The organism is Haloprofundus halophilus, assembly GCF_003439925.1.
GTDB lineage: Archaea > Halobacteriota > Halobacteria > Halobacteriales > Haloferacaceae > Haloprofundus > Haloprofundus halophilus.
In genome coordinates this window covers 952,826-976,005 of record NZ_QQRR01000002.1, presented here as the reverse complement: position 1 = coordinate 976,005, position 23,180 = coordinate 952,826, and the positions used below count along the sequence as shown (strand labels likewise).

The window sequence follows — 23,180 nt, the reverse complement described above, 5'->3', positions numbered from 1 at the left end:
CCGTTTCTACGTCGGTTTCACTCGTACAGCGGGTGCGCTTCGCAGAGGTCCCTGACGCTCGCGCTCACGTCTTCGAGCACGGCGTCGTCGTCGTGGTTGTCGACGACGCGGTAGATGAGGTCGCCGACCTCGGCGGTCGCCTCCTCGTCGAAACCGCGGGTCGTGAGTCCGGGCGTGCCCGCGCGGATGCCGCTAGGGTTGAACGCCGAGCGCGTCTCGCCGGGGACGGTGTTGGCGTTGAGGACGACGCCGACCGATTCGAGCGCCTCCTCGGCCTCGCCGCCGGTGAGGTCGGGGTGCGACTCGCGCAGGTCGACGAGCACGAGGTGGGTGTCGGTGCCGCCGGAGACGACGCCGAGCCCGTTCTCCTCGAACGTCTCCGCCAGCGTCTTCGCGTTGGCGACGACGCGCTCCGCGTACTCCTCGAACTCGGGCTGCATCGCCTCGTGGAAGCCGACGGCTTTGCCCGCGATGTTGTGCATGAGCGGGCCGCCCTGCGCGCCGGGGAAGACGGCCGAGTCGACGGCTTTCGCGTGCTCCTCGCTCGTCATGATGATGCCGCCGCGACCCGCGCGGATGGTCTTGTGCGTCGACCCGGTGACGAAGTCGGCGACGCCGACCGGCGAGGGGTGGACGCCCGCCGCGACGAGGCCGGTGATGTGGGCGATGTCGGCGAGGTGGTACGCACCCACGTCGTCTGCGACGTCCTGGATGCGCTCCCACTCCACCGCACGCGGGTACGCGGAGTACCCGGAGACGATGATGTCCGGTTCGAACTCGCGGGCCTGTTCTTCGAGCGCGTCGTAGTCGATGTAACCCGTCTCGGCGTCGACGTGGTACTGCTCGACGTCGTACAGTTTCCCCGTGAAGTTCGCTGGGTGGCCGTGGCTCAGGTGGCCGCCGTGGTTCAGTTCCAAGGAGAGAATCTTGTCGCCCGGTTCGAGCATGGCGAGGTAGACGCCCATGTTCGCCTGCGTCCCCGAGTGCGGCTGGACGTTGACGTGCTCTGCGCCCCACAGCTCTTTCGCCCGGTCGATGGCGAGGCGTTCGACCTCGTCGGCGTACTCGCAGCCGGCGTAGTAGCGAGAGCCCGGGTAGCCCTCGGCGTACTTGTTGGTCAGCGCGCTGCCCTGTGCCTCCAACACGGCGCGACTGACGTGGTTCTCGCTCGCAATCATCGCCAGCGTCTCCTGCTGGCGAGTCACTTCGCCGGAGAGGGCGTCTGCGACCGCCGGGTCGACCTCGCGTACGTGCTCGTAGTCCATGTCTGTCGTGGCGGCTGAAATCACATTAAGTGTGTCCCTCTCCCCGCATCTTTCCGCTCTCCGCTCGGCGGCGCCCCCCGCCTTCCGCTCGGCGGCGACCCCCGCCTTTCTCACAACGTGCCCCCGAAGCTTCGCCCCCGGCCGCCCGGAACGGCAGACCCTCCGACGGTCGCCCGTCCACCGCGGACGATGCGGGCTCCGAACGCTCCCGAAACAGCCGATATCGGGTCGTAGGAAGCCGAAAAACCGGTTTTCTCCCCCTCCGACAGAGATATACGTCGCCGGTCGTCTATTTGTGTATCCGACATGATTTCGGTGGAGTCGACCGAACAAGGAATTCGAGCCGTTGACTCCTCGAAGACGTCTATCGACGTCGCCGCCGAGCGCTGGACGGAGACGGACGAGGGACCGACGGTCCCTCGGGAACCGGACGTCACCGTCTCCGGAACGACGACGCAGTTGCGCTTTCCGCCGGTGTTCGTCGTCGCCGAGACGACGGGGGGAGACAGCTACGAACTCGCCAGCGAAGTCGGGCCGATACCGCTCCCGTCGGACGAGTACGTCGTCCGCGTCGAGGGAAATGTACTGGCGTACGTCGCGTTCTCGGGGCCCGCACGGCTCGAGAAACCGAACTACGAGGCGTCGATACTCTCGTTCCCGGAGCCGACGTCGGTCACTCTCGGCTTTCGAAGCCGAACCCAGGAACCGGCCGAGACGGTCGTCGTTCCGCGGACGCCCGAGGGCATCGCGACGGCGCTGTCGCAGTTCCCGTCGGGACACCGGACGACGACCGCCGACCGGTCGTATCCGACGATGCGCGACCACCCGCCGCGAATCGCCTTCGGCGACGCGGTCTCGATTCCGGACGTCGTCTCCAGACGACGCGAGGAGACGGCCATCGAACTGCGCCTCCCGGCCAGTCTCGACTATCTCTTTCCGGCGTCGTCGCTGGCGCACTACCTCGGGGCGAGCGTCTCAGTCGACTCGGACGACTCGGACGACTCGGTGACGCCGCGAATCGAAGCCGCCGGCCGCGTCCACGAACTACCGACGCTCCCGTCGTTTCAGTACGAGACGGCGTCGCTGCTTCGGCGGACGTTCCTCCTGGACTGTCTGGTCAGAAACGCGGGTCCGCACGGCACCGACCTCGCCGAGTACCGGCTGCTCTCGGAGCTCGGTCTGGACGCCGACCGGTTGTACGCCGCTCCCGTGGCGGAGCGACTGAACGCCTACCTCGACGCGCCGTTCGAGCGCGTCTCCGAGGAGTTGCCCGAGTGGCACCTCTCGATGTACGTCGAACCGACGATGTCGCACGCGGAGACGCTCCCGTATCTCCTGCAGAACGTCCCGAACATCTTCCTGCCGGAGTCGACGCCGCTCGACGGCGGCGAGCGCCTCTCGCGATCGCTCGACGACTTCTATCGCGGTACTAAACCGTCGCCCAGAGAGTCCGTCGCCATCGACCTCACGAAACCGAAACTCGGCCCCGGCCGCACGCACGGGTGGCTCGCCGGCGGCGTCCCCATCGACGTGTTCAAGGGCATCCCCGAGGCGTACGAGAACCGGTTCGACTTCCTGGGCCGCGCCGGCGACTCCATCTCCGTCGTCGCCATCCTCAACGACAGCGGGATGAAAGACGAGCACGCCGACGCCGCCCGGATCTACCGCGAGCGCGCCGCTGACCTCGACATCGATATCGAAGTCCGCGAGCATCTGACGACGGAGGAGCTCGCGACCGTGTTCGAGACGCCGCACGACTTCGTCCACTACATCGGCCACTGCGACCGAGCGGGGCTGCGCTGTCCGGACGGTAACCTCTCGGTGTCGTCGCTGTCGGCATCGAACGTGCAGACGTTCTTCCTGAACGCTTGCGGGTCGTTCTACGAGGGAGTCGGCCTCGTCGAACGCGGTAGCGTCGCCGGCGCGGTGACGTTCAACCGCGTCGTCGACAGCCAAGCGGCGAAAGTCGGGACGATGTTCGTCCGACTGCTCGTCCACGGGTTCTGTTTCGAGCGCGCCATGCAGATGGCGCGTCGGCGCATCATGACCGGCAAAGACTACGCCGTCGTCGGCGACGGAACGCACGTGCTCGCGCAGTCGGACAACTACGTCTCCTCGGACGCCGTGCTCACTCGCCTCGACGACGGACGGTTCGAACTCCAGTACAGCGTTCACTCGCCGTGGGTCAACGGCGGCTACTTCCAGACGCACATCACCCCCGACGACGAGTCGCGGTTGCTCGGGTCGGTCGGCACGTACGTCCTCGAACAGACCGAACTGTGCGAGTTTTTGGAGCACGCCGACACGCCCATCGTCTACGACGGCGACATCCACTGGTCCGACGAACTGCTGACGCTGCTCCGCTCCTGAGCACCGAACCCCCGATTACGGACCGGTAGACGTACTGTGAGCGTTGTACGGCTCCACAAACGTCTCCGCGCCGACTGTCCCCTGCGTCCCGATTCCCAGGAGGAGTGCGATACAGACCACGAACACGCGCGGGTGTCGAGCGACGAACGTCGTCGCAGACGTTACGATGTGACTCCGTTCGGAATAGTTCTCTGACATATACGGCGAATTATGTAGCATGACGGTAGTTAACAATTGCGGAAAGTGTAGAATAACAAACAACCGGGGCCGTCGAAAGCGTTCTCGGGCGTTCTACGAATCCAACCGCGAATTAGCGTTAATATTAAATAATCACGCACCGTTTATGACCACAGCAACATGGCCTCGAATTTACTCGAAGAACAGATAGAGGATATTCTCAGCGCCGCGCTGGAAGACGCAGACGACGAACTGTTCGTCGTCGACCCGTCGGCCGAAGCGGTCGAGGAGCTCATCGCCGTCGCTACTTCGGTAGACACGGACCTGCCGACCATCCGGATGGTCGCCGACGAAGGAATCCTGAAAGACGTGATGGGCGACTTCATCGTCGCCAGCAACGCCGCCGACCTCATCGACGCGGGCGCGCTCTCGATGCGCACCATCGACGAGGAGATCGACAACGCGTTGCTCGTCACCAGCGACGCCGTGATGGCGCTGGTCACCGCGAACGACCGCGTCGCCGCGCTGACGACCGAAGACGCCGAGTTCGTCGACGCCGCCTTCGAGACGTACGAGACGCTCTGGGAGGAGTCGCCCGACTTCAAACTCCGCACGCCCCCGATTTCGCGCGTCCGCGACACGCTCGGAACCGAGATCGGCGACCAGGCGGAGTCGGACTTCGACGCCGTCCTCGCCTCGCTCGAAACCGCGCGCGGTGACGGCGACGGTCTCGACGAAGTCACCATCAGCCTCCTCGTCGCGGCGAAGAACGACGTCCTGCTGTACGACATCTCGAAGTGGGGCGAAGACGTCGGCATCGCCTCGAAGGCGACGTTCTCGCGCACGAAGACGAAGCTCGAAGACATGGGCCTCATCGACACGGAGAAGGTCCCCATCGACGTCGGTCGCCCGCGCCTCCGCCTCAAACTCGGCGACGACCGACTCCGCGGCGCCAGCGGCGACGAACTCGCCAGCGTCGCGATGAGCATGCTCAACTAAACCCACGTTTTTCCACCTCGGGGCCGCGCTTCGCGCAACCCACTCGGTGCAAAAACCTGGACTAAAAAGGCCGCGCGCTCGGCCGATGGCCTCGCGCGCGGTACTGTGGCACTACACCCGACAGCGGCCGCACCGTCTCCGCGACCGTATCCCCGCCACGTCGGCGTGCGGAACCCCGTCGAGTTCGACACGCCGAACGACGCCTTTTCTTTCCTCTCGTCCCTCTGGCGAGCCATGCACGTCGGTCTCGTCGGCTCGGGTCCCGCCGCGGAGTCGCTTCGCGCCGCGTTCGCGGACATCGACGCACAGGTCTCGGAAACGACACCCAGCTCCCTCGCCGACTTCGACGTCGGTGCCGTCGTCGCGCCCGCCGGAAGCGACGCGTTCGCGCGGGCGAACGACCTCGCCGACCGCTGGGTCGCCGTCGAGATCGGCGGCGTCGGGGGCCACCCCCTCTCCGCGCTCGACGCCTCTGTCTCCGTGTTCGACGCCGAATCGGGGTGTTTCCGCTGCCTCCGCGCGCGCGTCTCCTCGAACCTCGACGACGACGTGACGGCCGACCGCCCCCGCGGCGACAGGGCGGCGGTCCGCCTCGCCGGTGCCGTCGCGGGTCGGCGCGCCGTCTCGCTGCTCTCGGGCGACGGCGTCGCGGGAACCGTGGTCGAACTACCCGGCCCCGAACGGGAGTTCCACCCGGTTCCGGGCTGTGACTGCGCCGCTCCCCGCGACCGGACGCTCTCGTTCGCTCACCGCGACGCCGACCTCGACGACTCGCTCGCGCGGGCCGAGCGGGCGCTCGACGACCGGGTCGGCCTCGTCCGCAGCGTCGGCGAGCGCGAGTCGTTCCCGGTGCCGTACTACTTCGCACAGACCGCGGACACGACCGTCTTCTCGGACGCCCGGGCGGCCGAGTTCGCCGCCGGCGCCGACGCCGACTGGAACCCGGCGTTCATGAAAGCGCTCGGCGAGGCGTTAGAGCGCTACTGTGCGGGCGTCTACCGAAGCGGGGAGTTCGTCACCGCCCCGGAGACGAACCGCGCGAACCCGGTTTCGCCGCGGCGGTTCGTCCGCCCCGATGGGCGGGAGACGGCGGGTCGAGACGAGGCGATTCAGTGGGTCGAGGGGACCGACCTCGACTCCCGAGAGGCCGTCTCGCTCCCGGCGGAGTTCGTCCAGTTCCCGCCGCCGACCGAACGGCACAAGCCCGCCATCACGACCGGTCTCGGCCTCGGCAACTCGACGGTCGAAGCCTGCCTCTCGGGACTGTACGAGGTGCTCGAACGCGACGCGACGATGCTCGCGTGGTACTCGACGTTCGACCCGCTGGAACTCGTCGTCGACGACGACGGGTTCGAGGCGCTCGTCGGCCGCGCACGCGCGGAGTCGCTGTCGGTGACGCCGCTCCTGGTGACGCAGGACGTCGACGTCCCGGTCGTCGCCGTCGCGGTCCATCGCGGCGGTGCGAGTGCCGAGAGGGGGGAAGACGGAGCGGCCGCGTGGCCGCGCTTCGCCCTCGGCTCCGGGGCGAATCTGGACGCCACGGCGGCCGCTCGCTCGGCGCTCGCGGAGGCGCTGCAGAACTGGACCGAACTCCGTTCGATGGGTCCCGAACGGGCGGCCGGCGAGAGCGGCGCTATCGGCGAGTACGCCGACTTCCCGCGGGCGGCGCGTCGGTTCGTCGACGCCGCCGGCCGGGTACGCGCCGACGACGTGGGGACCGCCGAGCTGTCGGGTACCGAAGAGCTCGAAGCGGTCGTCTCGCGGGCGTCCGCCGCGGGTCTCGACACCTACGCTGCGCGGGTCACGACGCCCGACGTGGCGGCGCTCGGGTTCGAGGCGGTCAGAGTCGTCGCCCCGGAGGCGCAGCCGCTCTTTACGGGCGAAACGTTCTTCGGCGAGCGAGCGCGCCGAGTGCCGGCGGACCTCGGATTCGAGGCGCAGTTGGACGCGCCGTTCCATCCGTATCCGTAGCGCGCGAGTTCGAGACTCAGGTGTTCCGCCCGGAGGGGTCCTCGGCGTTCGAGATGCGCTCGCCGTCGCCGGGGAGCGACCGCCAGTTCCCGGTGTCGACGTTCACGTTCGCCGTGCCGCTGGTCTCGTCGAAGACGAGGTGCTGGTGCGGGTAGGCGAACTCCAGCGTCGCGTCGGACTCCTCGAACTGCGTCTTGATTCGCGTCTGGACCTTCGAGCGAACGGTGAGAAGCTTGTACGGCTGTTTCGCCCAGTAACGCAGCGTCAGGACGATACCGTGGTCGCCGTACTCGTCGAGGTAGCACGTCGGTTTCGCCGGGTAACGGGCGCTGCCGATGCGGATGGCGGGACCCCCCTCGATGACGTCCTCGCAGTTCCGCGCCGCCCGTTCGATGAGTCGTCGCGCCGTCTCGACGTCCGACTCGTAGGTGACCACGACGTTGAGCGTGAGTCGCGTCCGTTTGTCCTCCGCGGAGTGGTTGACGACGTCGCGTTCGCGGATCGAGGAGTTCGGCAGCACGAGGAAGGTGTTGTCGAGGGTGAACATCTTCGTGTACCGAATCGTTATCTCCTCGACGAAGCCGCGCTCGCCGCTGTCGAGTTCGATCATGTCGCCGATCTCGTACGGCTGGTCGGCGAGGATGAACAGCCCGTTGATGACGCTGCCGATGATGGGCGCGAGGACGATACCGACCACCGCAGTGAACACGGTCCCGAAGACGAAGATGTCGGGGAAGGTGACGTTGTACGCGCCGAGCGCGACGAACATCGAGAGGATGACGACGAGGACCCTGATGCCCGAGAGCACCAGCTGCGCGACGCTCTGGCGAGCGAACCGCTTTGCGACGGGACGACCGAGCAGTCGGACGACGAGTTTCGAGAGGTAGACGCCGGCCAGGAGGATGAGCAGCGCGAGGGCGAACCGCCAGCCCGGAATCTGCTGGAGCCACTCGGGGACGAGACTGGCGAGGAGCTTACCGACGCCCTCTGCGGTGCTCTCGGAGCCGTCGGGGGTGGTCGTCTGCTGGAGGACGACGGGCGGAACCGCCGGTACTCGACCCGCTATCATTGAGACACGTGACTCAGGCAACGCGAAAAAGCGTTGTCCTCCGGAGGCGACGCCGCGGCCGTACGAAGCGGGCGGTGGAGGGCGAGCGACGGGCGGCGGAGGGCGAACGACGGACGGTGGAGAGCGAACGACGGATGGCGGAGAGCGAACGACGGACGGCGAATCGCTAAATCCCCGTCCGTCGGTATCTGTGATATGGCCGCTTCGCAACCGACTCCACGACCGACGTTGGACTTCCACGTCACGCACGAAACCGAACCCAGCGAAACGCTCCTGGCGGGCTTTTCGACGTTCGGCCTCGCCGGGCTCACCGCCGTCGACTACCTCGTCGACCACCTCGAACTGGAACAGACGGGCCACATCACCGCCGCCGGTCTCCCCGCCATCACGCCGTTCGAGAACGGTCGACCCCGGCACCACACGCGACTGTTCTCCCGGTCGGACATCGACCTCACCGTGCTCGTCAGCGAACTGTTCGTCCCGGCGGCGGCGGGAAAGATGTTCTCGGACGCGATTCTCGACTGGACGGAGACCGCGAACGTCGAGGAAGTCGCCATTCTCTCGGGCGTACCGGTTCCGCACGGCCCCGAGCAGCACCGAACCTTCTACATCGCTACCGACGACTACCGGGAGTCCCGGCTCGCCGGAACCGAGGTTCCGCCGATGGGTAACGGCTTCCTCGACGGGACGAACGCGGCGTTCGTCGAACGCGGCCTCTCCTCGCCGCTCGGCGTCTGCGTCTACGTCACGCCGGTCCACGCGCAGGTCCCCGACGTAGAAGCCGCCTTGCGGCTGCTCGACACCGTCGACGAGGTGTACGACCTCGGCGTCGACACCGGTCCGCTCGAAGCGTTCGCAGAGCGCGTCCGACAGTACTACGGCGAACTGGCCGAGCGCATCGAGACCCGCGAGAGCGACACGGCCGAAGACCGAATGTACATGTAGCGCCACCGCTGCGGGGGACGTAGACCAGAACGTTGATAGCCGGTTGCGCCGAACGTTCAAGCAGCCCACACAACGTGTTTTCGGAACCGTGTGCTACTCATATTATAGTAAATCACTTACGTACGGAGTGTGGCCCGTTCATCATGGTCGACGACCTCCGACTCACGATGGAGCGTGTCGGCGAGCGCTTCAACCTCGGCGAGTACGAGATTGACGCGTACCTCGCCGTCTTGGAACACGGGCAACTGACCGCGAGCGAAATCGCCGACCGGACCGACATCCCGCAACCGCGGGTGTACGACACGGTTCGGAGCCTCGCCGACCGGGGACTCGTCGAACTCCGGGAGTCGCGGCCGATGAAGATCGTCGCGGTCGACCCCGAGAACGCCTTCGGCAACTTCCGGGACTCGTTCACCGAGATGGTCGAGGAACTCGGCGCGCGCTACACCGCCCCCGCACGCGAGACGGAGGCCGTCTCGCTCGTCAAATCGCGGTCGACGATTCTCCGCTACATCGAGGAGATCATCGACTCCGCCGAGTTCGAACTCGTGCTCTCGCTGACGCCGGACCTGCTCCAGCGCTTTCACGAGGATCTGGTCGCGGCGACCGACGACGGCGTGAGCATCGACCTGCTCGTCACGCCCGCCTCGCAAGCGCCCGACCCCGCGGAGTTCGACTACGCGGACGTCTGTACCATCGCACGAACCCGCCGAGGTATCACGACGCCCGTCTTGGCCGTCGCCGACGGCGAGTACTCCATCTACGCGACGCAGGACGCCCTCCGCGACGACCGCGACCGCTACGGCGTCATCTTCAACCGCTCGGCGCTCGGCTTTCTGGTCTCCGGCTTCTTCGGGACCGTCCTCTGGACGACGGCGGAGACGCTCACCGCCGACGGGAAGAACCGCCCCTTCCCCCGGCGCTACGCCTCGATTCGCCGCGCGGTGAAGGATATCCGCGACCTCGACGGCGAGTTTTACGCGACCGTCGAGGGCCGCGACATCGAGACCGGCGACCCGGTCGTCGTCGAGGGCCGAGTCGTCGACCTCGCCTTCGAGGACACCGAGGAAGTCGCCTCGCTCGTCGTCGAAACCGAGGACGGACCCGTCCACGTCGGCGGGCTGGTCGCGGCGCTCGAAGACGTCGAAGGTCAGGACATCCGCATCGGTCGCGAGGAGCCGCCGGGACGCGCCGAGCGACTCCGCGACGGCGCACAGCGCGCAGACGACGACTGATTCTCTCGGTTCAGAACTCGTACAGCAGTTCATCGCACTCCGCGCAGGCGAGCACCGCGATATCGGGCGAATCGTAGACGCCCATCGTCCCGCCGCAGCAGTTCCGCACCGTCGTCTCCTCGACGCTCCCGCCGCAATTCGGACACTCCGGCAGGAACATTCGGAGCGGATTCGCCGCCTGTGCGGCCACGCCGTCGTCGACGCCGCGCGACCGGAGCGCTCGAACGGCGGCCGTCTCCGAGATCGCCACCGACTCCGAGAGCCACGTCTTCGCCCCGTCGGCTTCGAGAACGACCCACTCGTCGTCGAGGTCCCACGTCGCCTCCGCGGGCATGGCGCTCGCGGCCGCGGCGGCGAGGGTTTCGCGGTCGCCGTCGCGCAACTCGGCCATCTCGGCGCTCCACTCGTCGGCGAACGCGTCAGTGAGGTACAGTTCGCCGTCGTCGGTGAACACGCCCGCAGCGCCGAGTTCGCGGACGAGCGCGTCGCCGTCGACGTCGTCGTCGGCCAACGCGTCCGAGCGCCGAGTCTCGGCGTCGTCGCCGTCGTCCGCGTTGTCGGTGTCGTCGCCGGAGTCGTCGGCGTCCGCGTCGCCAGTGCCGTCGCCGGAGTCGTCGTCGTCCGCGTCGCCAGTGTCGTCGGTATCTCCGTCGACAGCGCCGACGCGACCGGTTTCGACGTCGTCGCCGCCGGCGTCCGCGTCTGTCCCCGCCTCGGCGCTTCCGCCGTTGCCGACGTCGCTGAGACTACCGCTGCCGTCGTCGACGCCGTAGTCCGGCCCGAAGTCGAGGGGGAGACGAGCCACGAGTTTCGGCGCGAACGCCGGCGTGTACGGCACCGCGTAGCCGCGGAGGTAGACGAGGCCGGCGCCGACGAGGCCGACGAGAATCGAGAGTCCGTACGAGAACGGCGCGAGCAGCAGACAGACGACCGCGATAATCGCGGCGTTGACCCCGGTACACGGCCAACAACGACGCTCGCCGGTGTACTCGGGTCGCCGGACAGTGTCGAACAGTGGCATACCGACGAGTGGTCGCCGGGGTGACTTGAGGGTTCTGCCGCGCCGTCGCCCGATTCACATTTCGCCGCCGCCTCCAACACTTTTGCCGTTGGTCACCGAATCTCACGGTATGACGGAGATGGAGTACACGAAACTCGGAACTACGGGACTCGAAGTGTCCCGGTTCTGTCTCGGCTGTATGAACTTCGGGTCGGACGCGGAGTGGATGATGGACGACGAGGAGGCGAGCATCGAGCTCATCCACCGCGCGCTGGACCTCGGTATCAACTTCCTCGACACCGCGAACGTCTACTCGCGCGGCGAGAGCGAGGAGATAGTCGGGAAGGCCATCGAGGGGCGTAACCGCGACGAACTGGTCGTCGCCACCAAAGTGTTCGGCGAGATGGGCGACTACCCGAACGGACAGGGACTCTCCCGAAAACACATCCTCGACCAGGCGGAGGCGAGTCTGGAGCGCCTGGGAACCGACTACATCGACCTCTACCAGATTCACCGCTGGGACGACGAGACGCCCATCGAGGAGACGCTGTCGGCGCTCGACCACCTCGTCGAGACGGGCAAAGTGCGCTACATCGGCGCGAGCACGATGACCAGCTACCAGTTCACGAAGGCGCTGTACAAGAGCGATATCGAGGACTACGAGCGCTTCACCTGCATGCAGCCGGAGTACAACGCCGTGGATCGCCACGAGGAGGCGAATCTCCTACCCGTTTGCGAGGGCGAAGGTATCGGTGTCATCCCGTGGTCACCGCTGGCGGGCGGTTTCCTGACCGGGAAGTACGAGCGCGACGGCGACATCGAAGAGGGACTCCGTGCTGACACCGACGAGTACACGCAGGACCGCTTTACCGACGAGAACTGGGCGGTACTCGACGAGATTCGCGGCATCGCCGACGAGAAGGGGGTCTCGCCGGTACAGGTGTCGCTCGCGTGGTTGCTGCACAAACCGGTCGTCACCGCGCCCATCATCGGTCCGCGGAGCATCGACCACCTCGAAGAGAACGTCGAGGCGCTCGACGTGAGCCTCACCGACGCGGAAATGGAGCGAATCGAATCGCCGAAGACGCCCCACTGGCCGGTCGAACATAAAAATTGAACCACTCCATAACGCACGGTAGAGTGAGATTGACTCGATGTGGCCCCGATTAACGCTGCGGAAAACCGGTGACAGAGCCCTCGGAGGGGCTGAATACCACGAGTCAGTTAATTCACTACAACAGACGTAGTAACTGTGCCGAAAGTATAAATAAGTCCTATACCAAGAACTCAAACTGTAATGGTCGATGCTGACTCACGTGACAAGTCGAAGCGGCGAAGTGGTGTCTCCCGACGACGGTTCGTGCAGGCTGCCGGTACGTCCGGCGTCGCACTCGGCCTCGCCGGATGTATTCAGAGCCAGGACGACGGTGGCAACGGCGGTGGCAACGACAGCGGCGGGAACGGGAGCGCCGAACAACTCGACCCGGGTGCAGTGGACAACGAAGTCACCGTCCAGTGGGCGGCGGACTCCCGCGTCGCGGACAACGTCGACCGCATCACCGAGGCCCTGCGGAACGCCGGGTTGCCGGAGAACATCTCCATCGACATCCTCGGCGGGTCGCAGGTGACCGACGACCGGCAGAACCAGTATCAGACGTGGCTCAACTCCGGACAGGAGGAGCCGACGCTCCTGATGACCGACAGCGGGTGGACGATTCCGTTCATCGTCCGCGACCAACTGCAGAACCTCAGTCAATCGCTGCCGAGCGACTGGATATCGCAGGTCAACGACAACTACTTCGGTGCGAGCGTCGAGACGGCGAAACACCCCGACTCGGACGACCTGTACGCGATTCCGCTGTTCCCCGACTTCCCGACGATCCAGTACCGGAAGGACCTCGTCACCGACGCCGGCTACGACCCCGAGGGACAGAACTGGGCGACCGAGTCGATGACGTGGCAGGACTTCAACAACATGATCGCCGACGTCGTCTCGCAGAACGACGACGTCGAGATGGGCTTCAACTTCCAGGCGGCGTCCTACGAGGGACTGTCGTGCTGTGACTTCAACGAGTTCATCACCGGCTGGGGCGGCGCGTACTTCGGCGACCACAGCAACCTGTTCGGTCCGGTCGGCGACCGGCCCATCACCGTCAACGAGGAGCCCGTTCTGCAGTCCATCCGGATGATCCGGACGTTCATCCACGGGCAGGACGACGAGCACTCGCTCGACGGCTACCAGAAGATCTCGCCCGAGGCCGTCCTCCAGTGGCAGGAGGACCCCTCGAAGGCGCCGTTCGACAACGGCAACGCGGTCGCGCTCCGCAACTGGCCGTACTCCATCGTCGAGAACGGCGCGGAGGAGAACTACGGCGAGGACCTCGGCGTGATGCCGATTCCGTACGCCGTGACGCCGGACGAAGCCGAGTACGAGGGCACCGGCGGTCCCTCGGCCGCGCTCGGCGGCTGGCACATCTCGATGAACCCGAACTCGAGCACCGAGAAGAAGAACGCCGCCGCGGCCGTCATTCAGACGATGATGACCGACGAGTTCAACCTCGCGATGTTCGAGATTCTCGGGTGGATCCCGCCGAAACCGGAACTGCTCAACTCCGACCGCGCGGCGGAGGTGCCCGTCATCGGCCGCTACCTCGAACAGCTTCGCGTCGCCGGTGAGAACGCCGTTCCGCGACCGGTCACGGCCGTCTGGTCCCAGCAGTCCGATCAGATCGCCCAGGAGGTCAACTCCACGTACGCCCAGCAGAAGGCGCCCGAGGACGCGATGTCGAGTCTGGAGTCCACCCTCGAGCAGATCGAACAGAACGCCTAAGCGCCTGCCTCTCAACGTTAATACTTGTTACCAATGGCCACAGAACAGGAATCTCAGGGGACTGTTCGCGACGGTTCACGGTCCGGTCCGTACGTCTCTACAGTCCGCTGGATGGAAAACCTGAGCGAGACGGCGTACGCGTACTTGCTGCTCGTGCCAGCGCTGATACTGCTGCTGGTAATCGCAGTGTACCCGCTCGTCACGACGTTCTGGATGTCGCTGTTCGCCGACGCGTTGTCGGGTTCGGCTAATCTCGGTCAGTTCGTCGGTATCAACAACTACGTCGAACTCCTGACGAACCAACGAAGCTACGCGCTCCCGTCGGCGTTCATGCCCACGTCGCTGACGCCGAACGGGATATTCGCGAGCGCCCTCGGCGTGACGCTGATATTCACGTTCGTGAGCGTCTTCTTCGAGACGATCATCGGATTCGGACAGGCGCTCGTCCTCGACCAGGAGTTCCGCGGTCGGCGCTGGGTTCGCGTCGCCATCATCATCCCGTGGGCGGTGCCCATCGTCATCCAGGGGATGATCTTCTACCTGCTGTTCCAGCCCGGAATCGGTTTCCTCATCGGCACGAGCGACAACCCGACGCTGCTCAATCAACTCACGTGGATCGGGACGACGCCGCTGGCGAACACGGTGGACGCGACGACTATCATCATCGTCGCCGACATCTGGAAAACGTCGGCGTTCATGGCGTTGCTCATCCTCGCCGGGTTGCAGAGTATCGACCGCTCGCTGTACGACGTCGCGAAGGTCGCCGGCGCGTCGAAGTGGCAGCAGTTCAAGATGATCACGCTGCCGCTCATCATGCCGACGGTTCTGGTTGCGATGCTGTTCCGCACCATCGCGGCGATGCGCGTCTACGGCATCATCGAGACGACGTCGGCCTGTACGACGGTGCCGTCGCTGTCGTGTCTGGTCGTCACGAGCTTCAACCAACGCGCGTACGGGACCGCGGCGTCCGTCGCGTTCATCACAGCCGCCATCATCGGCATCGCGGTGTCCGTCTACATCGTGAAGTTCGCCGACGCTGAAGGAGGTGGATTCTGAGATGGGAAGCGAACCACAGACCGGCGACTCGACGACCATCGGCACCGGCGGCGACCGCGAACTGACGCGCGGGCCGTTCAGCCGCTGGGTCAGCAGTTCGATAAAGAACCCCGAGCGGACGTACCGTGCGATGTTCTACGTCCTGACCACGTTCTTCCTGCTCACGACGCTGTTCCCGTTCTACTGGCTGCTCGTGCTGTCGCTGACGCCGCCGCGGGCGCTGCAGAACGTCGGGCTCTACCCGCCGGGCGGGACGCTCAACTTCGAGTCGTTCATCGTCGTGTTCCAGCGCGTGCCGTTCCACATCTTCATGTTCAACAGCTTCGTGTTGGGCATCCTGACGACGGTCATCGTCCTGCTGCTGGCGAGCCTCGCGGGCTACGTCTTCGGTCGCCTCCGGTTCCCCGGACGCGGACCGTTGATGCTCGCCATCCTCGCCATCTCGTACTTCCCGCCGGCGGCGTTCCTGCTGCCGCTGTACAACCTCTTCACGGGGAACGTGGCCGTCGGCATCCCCGGAACGGGTCTCGCCGTCGGTTTCCCGGAGCTGTACAACACGCCGGGAGCGATGGTGTTGCCGTTCAGCGCGCTGTTCATGCCGCTATCGATCTTCATCCTCACGACCTTCTACGGGCAGATTCCCGACGGGTTGGAGGACGCCGCCCGCGTCGAAGGAACGACGCGACTCGGCGCGCTGTTCCGCGTCATCATTCCGCTGTCGGCGCCCGGTGTGGCGACGGCGGGCGTGCTCACGTTCATCAGCGTCTACAACGAGTTCTTCTTCTCGTTTTTGATGAACAACGGCGAACCCGGAAGCTGGGCCCCGCTCGTCGCGGGCATCATCGGCTTGCAGGGGCAGTACGACACGCCGTACCACCTGATGGCGGCGGCGAGTATCATCGGCGTGCTGCCGGTGGCCATCCTGGTCATCGTCGCACAGGAGAAAATCGTCAGCGGGCTCACGGCAGGAGCACTCAAGGAGTAAGACAATGGGAGACGTAAAACTCGAACACGTGACGAAACGGTACGAAGACGTAACGGCAGTCGACGACATGAACGTACACATCAGAGACGGGGAGTTCGTTTGCCTCGTCGGTCCGTCCGGCTGCGGGAAGTCGACGACCATGGAGATGGTGGCCGGGCTGACCAAACCCACGGAGGGGTCCATCTACATCGGCGACCGAGAGGTGACGAACCTCCCGCCGAAAGACCGCGGGGTGGCGATGGTGTTCCAGAACATCGCGCTGTTCCCGCACATGGACGTGTACGACAACATCAGCTTCGGCCTCCGGCTCCGCGACTACGAGAAGGAGGAGATCGACCGCCGCGTCGAACGCGCCTCCGACATCGTCCAACTGGAGGGGATGTTAGACCGCATGCCCGACGAGATGTCCGGCGGCCAGCGCCAGCGCGTCGCCATCGCCCGCGCCATCGTTCGCAACCCTGACGTGTTCCTGATGGACGAGCCGCTGGCGAACCTCGACGCGAAACTACGCGTCCACATGCGGACCGAGCTCCAGCGCCTGCACAAGGAACTGGACACCACCATCATCTACGTCACGCACGACCAGGCGGAGGCGATGACGATGTCGGACCGCATCGCCGTCCTCGACGGCGGCCAGCTCCAGCAGATAGATCCGCCGCTGACCTGCTACAACGAACCGCAGAACCTCTTCGTCGCGGGGTTCATCGGGTCGCCGGCGATGAACTTCCTCGACGGCACCGTCACCCAACAGGGCTTCGAGCACGACACCGGCGTCACCGTCGAGTTCGACCCCGCACAGATGGGCGTCGAGGTCGGCCAGGAGGTGACCCTCGGCGTCCGTCCCGAGGACGTCTACCCAATCGACCAGTCGAGCTCGGTCTCGCACCCCTCGATGAGCATCGAGACGACGACCGACGTCCTCGAACCGATGGGCGACGAGATATTCGTCTACCTGCTGTTGGACGACGACGGGTCGAGCATGGATATGGAGGCCGCTCAGCAGAACCAGCTGCTGATGAGCGTCGACCCCGACAGCGACATCGTCGAGGACCAGGAGTTCGACGTCGTCCTCGACCGGAGCAGGATTCACCTCTTCGACACCGCGTCGGGTCAGGCCATCCAGCACGGTCTGGTGAAGTTGACCAGCCCAGAGAACGTCACCGAGACCGGCGCGGAAAGCGACGACTGAACACCACACTACACCACAGATGGTCACCGAACTCGGACTGCTGTACATCGGGATGGTGACCCTGCTGTTCTTCTTCTGGGCGTACGGCATCGTGTCGTTCGTCCTGGATCTGAAGAACGTCATCATCCCCAAAGGGCGGCAGTTCCTGCGCGGCAGACGACGAATCAAGGAACAGAAAAAACAAGAGGAAGAGCGTGAAGAGCGCGAGCGTCAGTTGTACTGACAACACATGGAACGTGACGCTTAACACGTGTTGTAGTAAACGAGGAGTAGAGAATGACTTCGGACACGCCAGTACGGGTCGGGGTAGTCGGCCTCGGTAACATCGGCCACTACCACGCCGACCGGTTGACGGATTTGGGCGCGACGCTCGTCGGCGGCATGGACATCCAGGCCGACGCTCGACGACGCTTCGCCGAGAAGTACGGCGTCGAGGCGTACGACGACAAGTACGAACTGTTCGACGACGTCGACGCCGTCATCGTAACGACGCCGAACCGCTTTCACGAGGAGTACGCCGTCGCGGCGCTGGACGCCGGCATCGACGTGCTGTTGGAGAAACCGCTCGCGCACAACTTAGAGAGCGCCGAGCGCATCGCCGCCGCCGCCGAGGCGTCGGAGGCGCTCTGCATGGTCGGGTTCAACAACCGCTTCGCCAACCCGGTTCAGGTGATCAAGAGCTACCAGCGCGACGGCGAGTTCGGCGAGATGCAGCACGTCGAGGCCAACTACGTCCGCCGTCGCGGCATCCCCGGTCGCGGCTCGTGGTTCACCTCCAAGGATATCGCCGGCGGCGGCGCGCTCATCGACATCGGCGTCCACGCCATCGACCTCGCGCTCTACTTCCTCGACTTCCCCGAGATCGTCGAGGTGTCGGGCGTCACCCGCTCGCAGTTCGGCAACCAGGACGACTACGCCTTCGTCGAGATGTGGGGCGAGGACATCGGCCCGGAAGGGTTCGACGTCGACGACTCCGCGAGCGCCTTCATCCGCTCGGCGGACGGCCAGACCATATCGCTGGAAGTCGCGTGGGCGACGAACCGACCGACGAACGACGAGTTCGTCCTCCGGGGCTCGGAGGCCGGGGCGCGCTTCGACCGCGCGAGCCACGAACTGACGCTCTACGAGACGGGTAAGGACGGCACCGACCACCTGCGCGACACCGACATCCAGACGCAGGCCAACGACACCCACAAATCCGAACAGCGCCTGTTTCTCGAGGCCGTCGCCTCCGGCAACCACCCCGAGCGGAACACCGTCGAACAGGGGCTGGCCGTCCAGCGCGTCATCGACGCCATCTACCGCTCCTCGGCGGAGGGGAAGGCGATCCGTCTCGACGCCGGGTCCGAGGCCGCGCCCGAACTCGACTGAGTCGGTTCCGCGGGAGAACGCGTCCCGACGCGTGTCCGACGGTTTCGGTCCCTCCTCTCGTTGCGCCCTCCTGAAGTTTTATCGACGCCCTGAACGTAACAACGGACATGGACATCGGAGTACTCACCGTCCCCCTGGGCGGCCAGTCGCTCGAAGAAGCGCTCGACTACCTCGACGACATCGGCGTCTCCGCGGTCGAACTCGGCGTCGGCGGTTACCCCGGCGAGGCGCACGTCGACCGGCGGGAGCTGCTCGACGACGAGAGCGCCCGCGAGGAGCTGCTCGAACTCGTCGACGGCCACGACATGTACATCAGCGCGCTGGCGACGCACAACAATCCGCTGCACCCCGACGAGGAGACGGCCGACGAAGCCGATACCGAACTCCGCGAGGCCGTCGAACTCGCCGACGAGCTCGACGTCGACGCGGTCACCTGCTTCTCGGGTCTGCCCGCCGGCGGTCCCGACGACGAGATGCCGAACTGGATCACCGCGCCGTGGCCGACCGAGCACGCCGACGCCCACGAGTACCAGTGGGACGTCGCCACCGACTACTGGTCGGGACTCTCGAACCACGCCGCCGACCACGGCGTCCAGCTCGCCATCGAGATGCACCCGAACATGCTCGTCTACGAACCGTCGGGGATGCTGCGCCTGCGCGAGGCGACCAACCAGTACGTCGGCGCGAACTTCGACCCCTCCCACCTCTACTGGCAGGGAATCGACGTGCTCGCCGCGATCCGGTACCTCGGCGAAGCGGGGGCCATCCACCACGTCCACGCGAAGGACACCCGCGTCTACGACGACCGGTCCCGAATCAAGGGAGTCCTCGACACCACGTCGTACACCGAGGAACCCGACCGCTCGTGGCTGTTCCGCACCGTCGGTTACGGCCACGGCGAGGAGCACTGGAAGGACGTGGTGTCGACGCTCCGGATGGTCGGCTACGACGGCGCGCTCTCCATCGAGCACGAGGACTCGCTCACGTCGTCGCGCGAGGGCCTCGAAAAGGCGGTCGAACTGCTCCAGCGGTCGGTGTTCGAGACGACGCCCGGCGAGGCGTACTGGGCGGAGTGAGCGGTCGGCGGTCGACGCTTTTCAGAGAACGCTCGGCAGCGTTTCGGGGAACAGCGTCTCTCCCGCGTCGGTGAACTCCGACAGCGGTTTCCACAGGCAGTCGAGGTCCTCGCCGGTGTCGGGTTCGTGGGCCGTAAAGGAGTCCATCTGGTAGGGCCACTGCTGGACGAACTCCGCGCCGTAGACGCGCTGAATCTCGTGGCACTGCTCGCCGTCGACGGTGAACACTCCCTCGAACGTCCCGAGCTCGTGAACTCTCGTCAGTTCGACCTCCAGCTCCTCGCGGAACTCGCGGCGAAGCGCGTCGACGCTGTGTTCGCCGAACTCGACGCCGCCGCCGAGCGGTCGGTAGTACGTCCCCGACTCCTCGGACGCCGCCTCGAAGACGAGGAGTTCGTCGTCGCGGCGGACGACGCCGAGGGCGACGACGCGAATCCGTTCGTCGGCGTCTCGGCTGCTGCCGTGCGGCGATTCGACGGAGGACAGGTCGCTCATGACCCGACGAAGACCCCACCCCCGCAAGAAACTGCCGGATATGAAACCCTAAGCCGCCGCCGCGTGAAGTTGGCTCATGGCTCTGACAGTCGGTATGCTCGGCTATCGGTTCATGGGACAGGCACACTCGAACGCGTTGGCGCGCCTCCCGATGTTCTTCCCGGACGCGCCCGAGGTGGTTCGCCACACGCTCGTCGGCCGCGACGAGGAGGCGCTGGCGGACGCCGCCGACCGCTTCGGCTTCGAGCACACCGCCACCGACTGGGAGGACGTCGTCGACGAGGTGGACGTGTTCTACAACCTCGGGCCGAACCACCTCCACGCCGACCCCTCCATCGCGGCGCTGGAAGCCGGGAAACACGTCCTCTGCGAGAAACCGCTCGCGCCGACGCTCGACGAAGCCGAACGGATGCGCGACGCCGCCGCCGACGCGGAGGGCGTCGCCGGCTGCGCGTTCAACTACCGGTTCATCCCCGCCATCCAATATGCCAAAAAGCTCATCGACGACGGCGAACTCGGCGAGATTCGCCACGTCGACGGCCGGTACATGCAGGACTGGCTCGCCGACCCCGACGCGCCGTGGGCGTGGCGGATGGACAAAGACCTCGCCGGCAGCGGCGCGCTCGGCGACCTCGGCGCGCACACCGTCGACCTCGCGCGCTTCCTCGTCGGCGAGCAGGCCGGCGACATCGCCGAGGTGGGCGGAAGCCTCCGAACGTTCGTCGAGGAGCGCCCGGTTCCGGGCGAGGACGAGACGCGCCCCGTCACCGTCGACGACGCCTACACCGCCGAAGCGGAGTTCGAGAACGGCGCGATGGGGACGTTCGAGGCCTCTCGCGTCGCCACCGGCCACAAGAACGACCACACGATTCGCGTCCACGGGTCGAAAGGGAGCCTGCAGTTCTCGCTCGAACGCATCAACGAACTGGAGTTGCTCAGAGAGGGCAACCGCGGCTACGAGACCATCCTCGTCACCGACGAGGACGACCCCTACGTCGAACACTGGTGGCCGCCGGGCCACGTCCTCGGCTGGGAGCACACGTTCGTCCACGAGAACTACGAGTTCCTAAGCGCGGCCGACTCGGGCAGCGAGTTCCACCCGTCGTTCGAGGACGCCTACGAGGTCCAGCAGGTGCTCGACGCTATCGAACGGAGCGACGAAAACGGCGAGCGGGTCGCGCTCGACTGAGTGGTCGAGATTTTTCAGTAGTGCCGCGTCTGCTCGTCGGTGATAACCTCGTCGATGAGCGAGACGGGCGTCGCGTCGTAGGCGGGGTTGTCGATACTGAAACCCTCGGCCGGTTCCAGCATCACCTCGGCGGGCGAGCGGAACTCGTTCTCGAACCGGAAGCCGTCCTCGATTATCTTCGCGCCGGAGCCGACGATGGTGACCGGGACGCCGACCTCGTTTGCCGCGGCGACTATCGGGAACGTGCCGATTCGGTTGTACAGCACGTCGTCGACGATGCAGTCCATCCCGATGATGACGCGGTCGCACTCTTCTAACACGTAGCCCGAGGCGCTGTCGACGATGAGGTGGGTGTCGACGCGGTCCATCGACGCGAGCGTCCGCGCGGTCTTGCGTCCGAGGTACCGCGGCCGCGCCTCCGTCGCGTACGCCGTCAGTTCGATTCCGTCCCTGACGGCGATTTCGACCGCTTCGAGGACGGTCGAGGAGTAGTCGTGGGTGAGGAACGTCTCGCCGTCCTCGAACGTCTCGGCGGCGGTCTCGGCGGCGCGGCGCTTGCCGCGTTCGACGTCCTCGACGACGCGCTCTATCGTCTCTCGCGTCCGCGCCTTCGCCTCGTCCACCGTGTCGGTCTCGTCGACGACGCTCTCTGTGACCTCTCGCATCGCGTTGTACAGCGAGGCGTGCGAGGGGTTCGCCCGACGGAGCGCTCCCGCGTTCCGTTCGAGGTCGCGCTCGTACTCTTCGAGCGTCGCGAACTCCCTGTCGAGTAGCTCCGAGAGCGCCCGTGTGGCCTTGACGGCGACGACGGAGGAACTGTGGGTCTGCATCTCCCGGATTTCCTCGACCGTCTCGTCTATCATACTCGAACCTCTGCCCCTCGGTGCAAAGAGTTTCCGGGAGGCGGAGAGCGGTTCCTCCATTCGCCGACCGCCGCGAAACCCAAGTGCCAGCGGTCCCTACGGAACGCGATGAGTTTCACCGTCACCTACTACTGCCCGCACTGCGAGACGCTCGTCGAACTCGAACGCGACGAGTATCTCGCGGACAAGGCGGTCACGCCGTACCCGCTGGAAGGCTGGGAGTACGCGACCCCCGACGACGCCTACGAGGACGCAGACGGGGTAAAACTCGTCTGCGGCGAGAGCGATGCCTCCTCGGTGACGTTCAGGCCGAAGGGGTGGATACCGGGCGACGGGAGCGCCGAGAACGTCGAGAACGTGGAGAACACCGAGAACGTGGAGAACGCCGAGAGCACCGAGAGTGCGGCGGGAGGCGGTAACGCCGGCGACGAAGTCGACGAACCGACGGGAGCGGACGGCGACGGCCAAATCGGCTGTGGCCGCGCGTACTACCTGAGCTACGTCAAATACGCCGACGGACAGGAACTCGACCCGCGTCGCCCCTCGGAGTTCGTCGACATCGGCGGAGACGGCCGAACTGGGCCGCGTGAGCCGTCTGGACCGCCGGGTCCGGGTGGCTTCTGGTCCTGAACCGTCTGACGGAGTGCCTAATCTATTGGGCAGTGGTGGTATGCCGTCGGAACCAGTCTGTAGGAGTACGATGGATTCCCGAAACCCGAAACGTCGGAACACCCGACGCCCTCCACGCGTCGAACGTGGAGTTGGGAACGAGCACGCCACGGAATCGAGCGGTGCGGAAGTGACGTGTGCGTTCGACGAGGTAGACGGAGAGAAATCGCTCGTCGTCGCCGACATCGGCCGCGACGACGCGTGGCTCGCGATGAGTGCATCAACCTGCGTCGAAGTCGGTTCTTGGCGGTGATCGTCATGTCTGAAACACTCTCACGAGACTACAGTAGCATCCGCTCGAACCTGCAGCGACTGAACTCGCGAGTCAGAATCCCGTCGCGCGAACACGCGCCCGAACCGGCTCGTTACGACTGAGTCGCGTCTCACGCGGCGGACGCTGCGAAACGGCGCTCCGAGCGACGGTGT

General features: G+C 65.8%; 21 protein-coding genes. 16 read left to right on the top strand and 5 right to left on the bottom strand.

Annotated elements, in window-relative coordinates; all coding sequences use genetic code 11:
- Positions 1 to 17 precede the first annotated feature (17 nt).
- A complete protein-coding gene (glyA, locus tag DV709_RS14680) occupies positions 18 to 1,265 on the bottom strand; it encodes a serine hydroxymethyltransferase (RefSeq protein ID WP_117595143.1) in 1,248 nt (415 codons plus the stop codon).
- Between the two features lie 306 nt (positions 1,266 to 1,571).
- On the opposite strand from glyA, the gene DV709_RS14675 reads away from it, so the two are divergent.
- The 3 genes from DV709_RS14675 (at position 1,572) to DV709_RS14660 (ending at position 6,782) form a co-directional block, all read left to right on the top strand.
- Entirely contained in the window at positions 1,572 to 3,635 is a 2,064-nt protein-coding gene (locus DV709_RS14675) for a hypothetical protein (RefSeq protein WP_117595142.1), read from the top strand.
- Positions 3,636 to 3,992: 357 nt separating this feature from the next.
- A complete protein-coding gene (tbsP, locus tag DV709_RS14665; protein WP_117595140.1) occupies positions 3,993 to 4,811 on the top strand; it encodes a transcriptional regulator TbsP in 819 nt (272 codons plus the stop codon).
- A gap of 234 nt (positions 4,812 to 5,045) precedes the next feature.
- Positions 5,046 to 6,782, top strand: a complete 1,737-nt coding sequence (locus tag DV709_RS14660; RefSeq protein WP_117595339.1) for a YcaO-like family protein — start codon at positions 5,046 to 5,048, stop codon at positions 6,780 to 6,782.
- Positions 6,783 to 6,798: 16 nt separating this feature from the next.
- Here the strand turns inward: DV709_RS14660 and DV709_RS14655 are convergent, their stop codons facing one another.
- Positions 6,799 to 7,851 (bottom strand): mechanosensitive ion channel family protein, encoded by a 1,053-nt coding sequence (locus DV709_RS14655; RefSeq protein ID WP_117595139.1) that lies wholly within the window; start codon positions 7,849 to 7,851, stop codon positions 6,799 to 6,801.
- Positions 7,852 to 8,046: 195 nt separating this feature from the next.
- Between DV709_RS14655 and DV709_RS14650 the strand changes: the two genes are divergently transcribed.
- Both DV709_RS14650 and trmB read left to right on the top strand, forming a co-directional pair.
- Positions 8,047 to 8,796, top strand: coding sequence for a proteasome assembly chaperone family protein (locus DV709_RS14650; RefSeq protein ID WP_117595138.1), 750 nt, complete (start codon positions 8,047 to 8,049; stop codon positions 8,794 to 8,796).
- 143 nt (positions 8,797 to 8,939) lie between these two features.
- Positions 8,940 to 10,031, top strand: a complete 1,092-nt coding sequence (gene trmB / locus DV709_RS14645; protein ID WP_117595137.1) for an HTH-type sugar sensing transcriptional regulator TrmB — start codon at positions 8,940 to 8,942, stop codon at positions 10,029 to 10,031.
- Between the two features lie 10 nt (positions 10,032 to 10,041).
- Here the strand turns inward: trmB and DV709_RS14640 are convergent, their stop codons facing one another.
- Positions 10,042 to 11,052 carry a hypothetical protein gene (locus tag DV709_RS14640; RefSeq protein ID WP_117595136.1) on the bottom strand — a complete coding sequence of 337 codons (1,011 nt, stop codon included), beginning with the start codon at positions 11,050 to 11,052 and terminating at the stop codon, positions 10,042 to 10,044.
- A 109-nt stretch (positions 11,053 to 11,161) separates the two neighbouring features.
- Here DV709_RS14640 and DV709_RS14635 point away from each other — a divergent pair, with 109 nt between their 5' ends.
- The 8 genes from DV709_RS14635 to DV709_RS14600 all read left to right on the top strand — a co-directional run bounded on the left by DV709_RS14635 (position 11,162) and on the right by DV709_RS14600 (position 19,538).
- A complete protein-coding gene (locus tag DV709_RS14635) occupies positions 11,162 to 12,148 on the top strand; it encodes an aldo/keto reductase (RefSeq protein WP_117595135.1) in 987 nt (328 codons plus the stop codon).
- Between the two features lie 180 nt (positions 12,149 to 12,328).
- Entirely contained in the window at positions 12,329 to 13,861 is a 1,533-nt protein-coding gene (locus tag DV709_RS14630; RefSeq protein ID WP_117595134.1) for an extracellular solute-binding protein, read from the top strand.
- A gap of 111 nt (positions 13,862 to 13,972) precedes the next feature.
- The gene (locus DV709_RS14625) at positions 13,973 to 14,917 is read left to right on the top strand and encodes a carbohydrate ABC transporter permease (RefSeq protein ID WP_198665724.1); all 945 of its coding nucleotides are present in this window, start codon (positions 13,973 to 13,975) and stop codon (positions 14,915 to 14,917) included.
- Position 14,918: 1 nt separating this feature from the next.
- Entirely contained in the window at positions 14,919 to 15,902 is a 984-nt protein-coding gene (locus tag DV709_RS14620) for a carbohydrate ABC transporter permease (protein WP_117595132.1), read from the top strand.
- Positions 15,903 to 15,906: 4 nt separating this feature from the next.
- Entirely contained in the window at positions 15,907 to 17,091 is a 1,185-nt protein-coding gene (locus tag DV709_RS14615) for an ABC transporter ATP-binding protein (protein ID WP_117595131.1), read from the top strand.
- A 19-nt stretch (positions 17,092 to 17,110) separates the two neighbouring features.
- On the top strand, positions 17,111 to 17,314 hold the full coding sequence (locus DV709_RS14610; RefSeq protein ID WP_117595130.1) for a hypothetical protein: 204 nt from the start codon (positions 17,111 to 17,113) through the stop codon (positions 17,312 to 17,314).
- 53 nt (positions 17,315 to 17,367) lie between these two features.
- Positions 17,368 to 18,462 carry a Gfo/Idh/MocA family protein gene (locus DV709_RS14605; protein ID WP_117595129.1) on the top strand — a complete coding sequence of 365 codons (1,095 nt, stop codon included), beginning with the start codon at positions 17,368 to 17,370 and terminating at the stop codon, positions 18,460 to 18,462.
- A gap of 107 nt (positions 18,463 to 18,569) precedes the next feature.
- Complete coding sequence (locus tag DV709_RS14600; RefSeq protein WP_117595128.1) at positions 18,570 to 19,538, top strand: sugar phosphate isomerase/epimerase family protein; 969 nt, start codon at positions 18,570 to 18,572, stop codon at positions 19,536 to 19,538.
- A 21-nt stretch (positions 19,539 to 19,559) separates the two neighbouring features.
- On the opposite strand, the gene DV709_RS14595 is transcribed toward DV709_RS14600, so the two are convergent.
- Positions 19,560 to 20,033 carry an NUDIX hydrolase gene (locus DV709_RS14595; RefSeq protein ID WP_117595127.1) on the bottom strand — a complete coding sequence of 158 codons (474 nt, stop codon included), beginning with the start codon at positions 20,031 to 20,033 and terminating at the stop codon, positions 19,560 to 19,562.
- 76 nt (positions 20,034 to 20,109) lie between these two features.
- Between DV709_RS14595 and DV709_RS14590 the strand changes: the two genes are divergently transcribed.
- On the top strand, positions 20,110 to 21,222 hold the full coding sequence (locus DV709_RS14590; protein ID WP_117595126.1) for a Gfo/Idh/MocA family protein: 1,113 nt from the start codon (positions 20,110 to 20,112) through the stop codon (positions 21,220 to 21,222).
- Between the two features lie 14 nt (positions 21,223 to 21,236).
- Here the strand turns inward: DV709_RS14590 and DV709_RS14585 are convergent, their stop codons facing one another.
- Positions 21,237 to 22,085, bottom strand: coding sequence for a translation initiation factor eIF-2B (locus DV709_RS14585; RefSeq protein WP_117595125.1), 849 nt, complete (start codon positions 22,083 to 22,085; stop codon positions 21,237 to 21,239).
- Positions 22,086 to 22,193: 108 nt separating this feature from the next.
- Between DV709_RS14585 and DV709_RS14580 the strand changes: the two genes are divergently transcribed.
- Positions 22,194 to 22,715, top strand: a complete 522-nt coding sequence (locus tag DV709_RS14580; protein ID WP_117595124.1) for a hypothetical protein — start codon at positions 22,194 to 22,196, stop codon at positions 22,713 to 22,715.
- A 40-nt stretch (positions 22,716 to 22,755) separates the two neighbouring features.
- Positions 22,756 to 23,007: a DUF7556 family protein gene (locus DV709_RS18505; RefSeq protein WP_137047559.1), complete on the top strand. Its 252-nt coding sequence runs from the start codon at positions 22,756 to 22,758 to the stop codon at positions 23,005 to 23,007.
- Positions 23,008 to 23,180 lie beyond the last annotated feature (173 nt).

Coding starts and splice junctions, on each gene's coding strand:
- DV709_RS14650 (WP_117595138.1), top strand. CDS start 8,047: ATGGCCGCTTCGCAACCGACTCCACGACCGACGTTGGACTTCCACGTC.
- DV709_RS14660 (WP_117595339.1), top strand. CDS start 5,046: ATGCACGTCGGTCTCGTCGGCTCGGGTCCCGCCGCGGAGTCGCTTCGC.
- DV709_RS14615 (WP_117595131.1), top strand. CDS start 15,907: ATGGGAGACGTAAAACTCGAACACGTGACGAAACGGTACGAAGACGTA.
- DV709_RS14675 (WP_117595142.1), top strand. CDS start 1,572: ATGATTTCGGTGGAGTCGACCGAACAAGGAATTCGAGCCGTTGACTCC.
- DV709_RS14595 (WP_117595127.1), bottom strand. CDS start 20,033: ATGAGCGACCTGTCCTCCGTCGAATCGCCGCACGGCAGCAGCCGAGAC.
- DV709_RS14600 (WP_117595128.1), top strand. CDS start 18,570: ATGGACATCGGAGTACTCACCGTCCCCCTGGGCGGCCAGTCGCTCGAA.
- DV709_RS14605 (WP_117595129.1), top strand. CDS start 17,368: ATGACTTCGGACACGCCAGTACGGGTCGGGGTAGTCGGCCTCGGTAAC.
- DV709_RS14585 (WP_117595125.1), bottom strand. CDS start 22,085: ATGATAGACGAGACGGTCGAGGAAATCCGGGAGATGCAGACCCACAGT.
- DV709_RS14580 (WP_117595124.1), top strand. CDS start 22,194: ATGAGTTTCACCGTCACCTACTACTGCCCGCACTGCGAGACGCTCGTC.
- tbsP (WP_117595140.1), top strand. CDS start 3,993: ATGGCCTCGAATTTACTCGAAGAACAGATAGAGGATATTCTCAGCGCC.
- DV709_RS18505 (WP_137047559.1), top strand. CDS start 22,756: ATGCCGTCGGAACCAGTCTGTAGGAGTACGATGGATTCCCGAAACCCG.
- DV709_RS14640 (WP_117595136.1), bottom strand. CDS start 11,052: ATGCCACTGTTCGACACTGTCCGGCGACCCGAGTACACCGGCGAGCGT.
- trmB (WP_117595137.1), top strand. CDS start 8,940: ATGGTCGACGACCTCCGACTCACGATGGAGCGTGTCGGCGAGCGCTTC.
- DV709_RS14635 (WP_117595135.1), top strand. CDS start 11,162: ATGACGGAGATGGAGTACACGAAACTCGGAACTACGGGACTCGAAGTG.
- glyA (WP_117595143.1), bottom strand. CDS start 1,265: ATGGACTACGAGCACGTACGCGAGGTCGACCCGGCGGTCGCAGACGCC.
- DV709_RS14625 (WP_198665724.1), top strand. CDS start 13,973: ATGGAAAACCTGAGCGAGACGGCGTACGCGTACTTGCTGCTCGTGCCA.
- DV709_RS14630 (WP_117595134.1), top strand. CDS start 12,329: ATGGTCGATGCTGACTCACGTGACAAGTCGAAGCGGCGAAGTGGTGTC.
- DV709_RS14620 (WP_117595132.1), top strand. CDS start 14,919: ATGGGAAGCGAACCACAGACCGGCGACTCGACGACCATCGGCACCGGC.
- DV709_RS14655 (WP_117595139.1), bottom strand. CDS start 7,851: ATGATAGCGGGTCGAGTACCGGCGGTTCCGCCCGTCGTCCTCCAGCAG.
- DV709_RS14590 (WP_117595126.1), top strand. CDS start 20,110: ATGGCTCTGACAGTCGGTATGCTCGGCTATCGGTTCATGGGACAGGCA.
- DV709_RS14610 (WP_117595130.1), top strand. CDS start 17,111: ATGGTCACCGAACTCGGACTGCTGTACATCGGGATGGTGACCCTGCTG.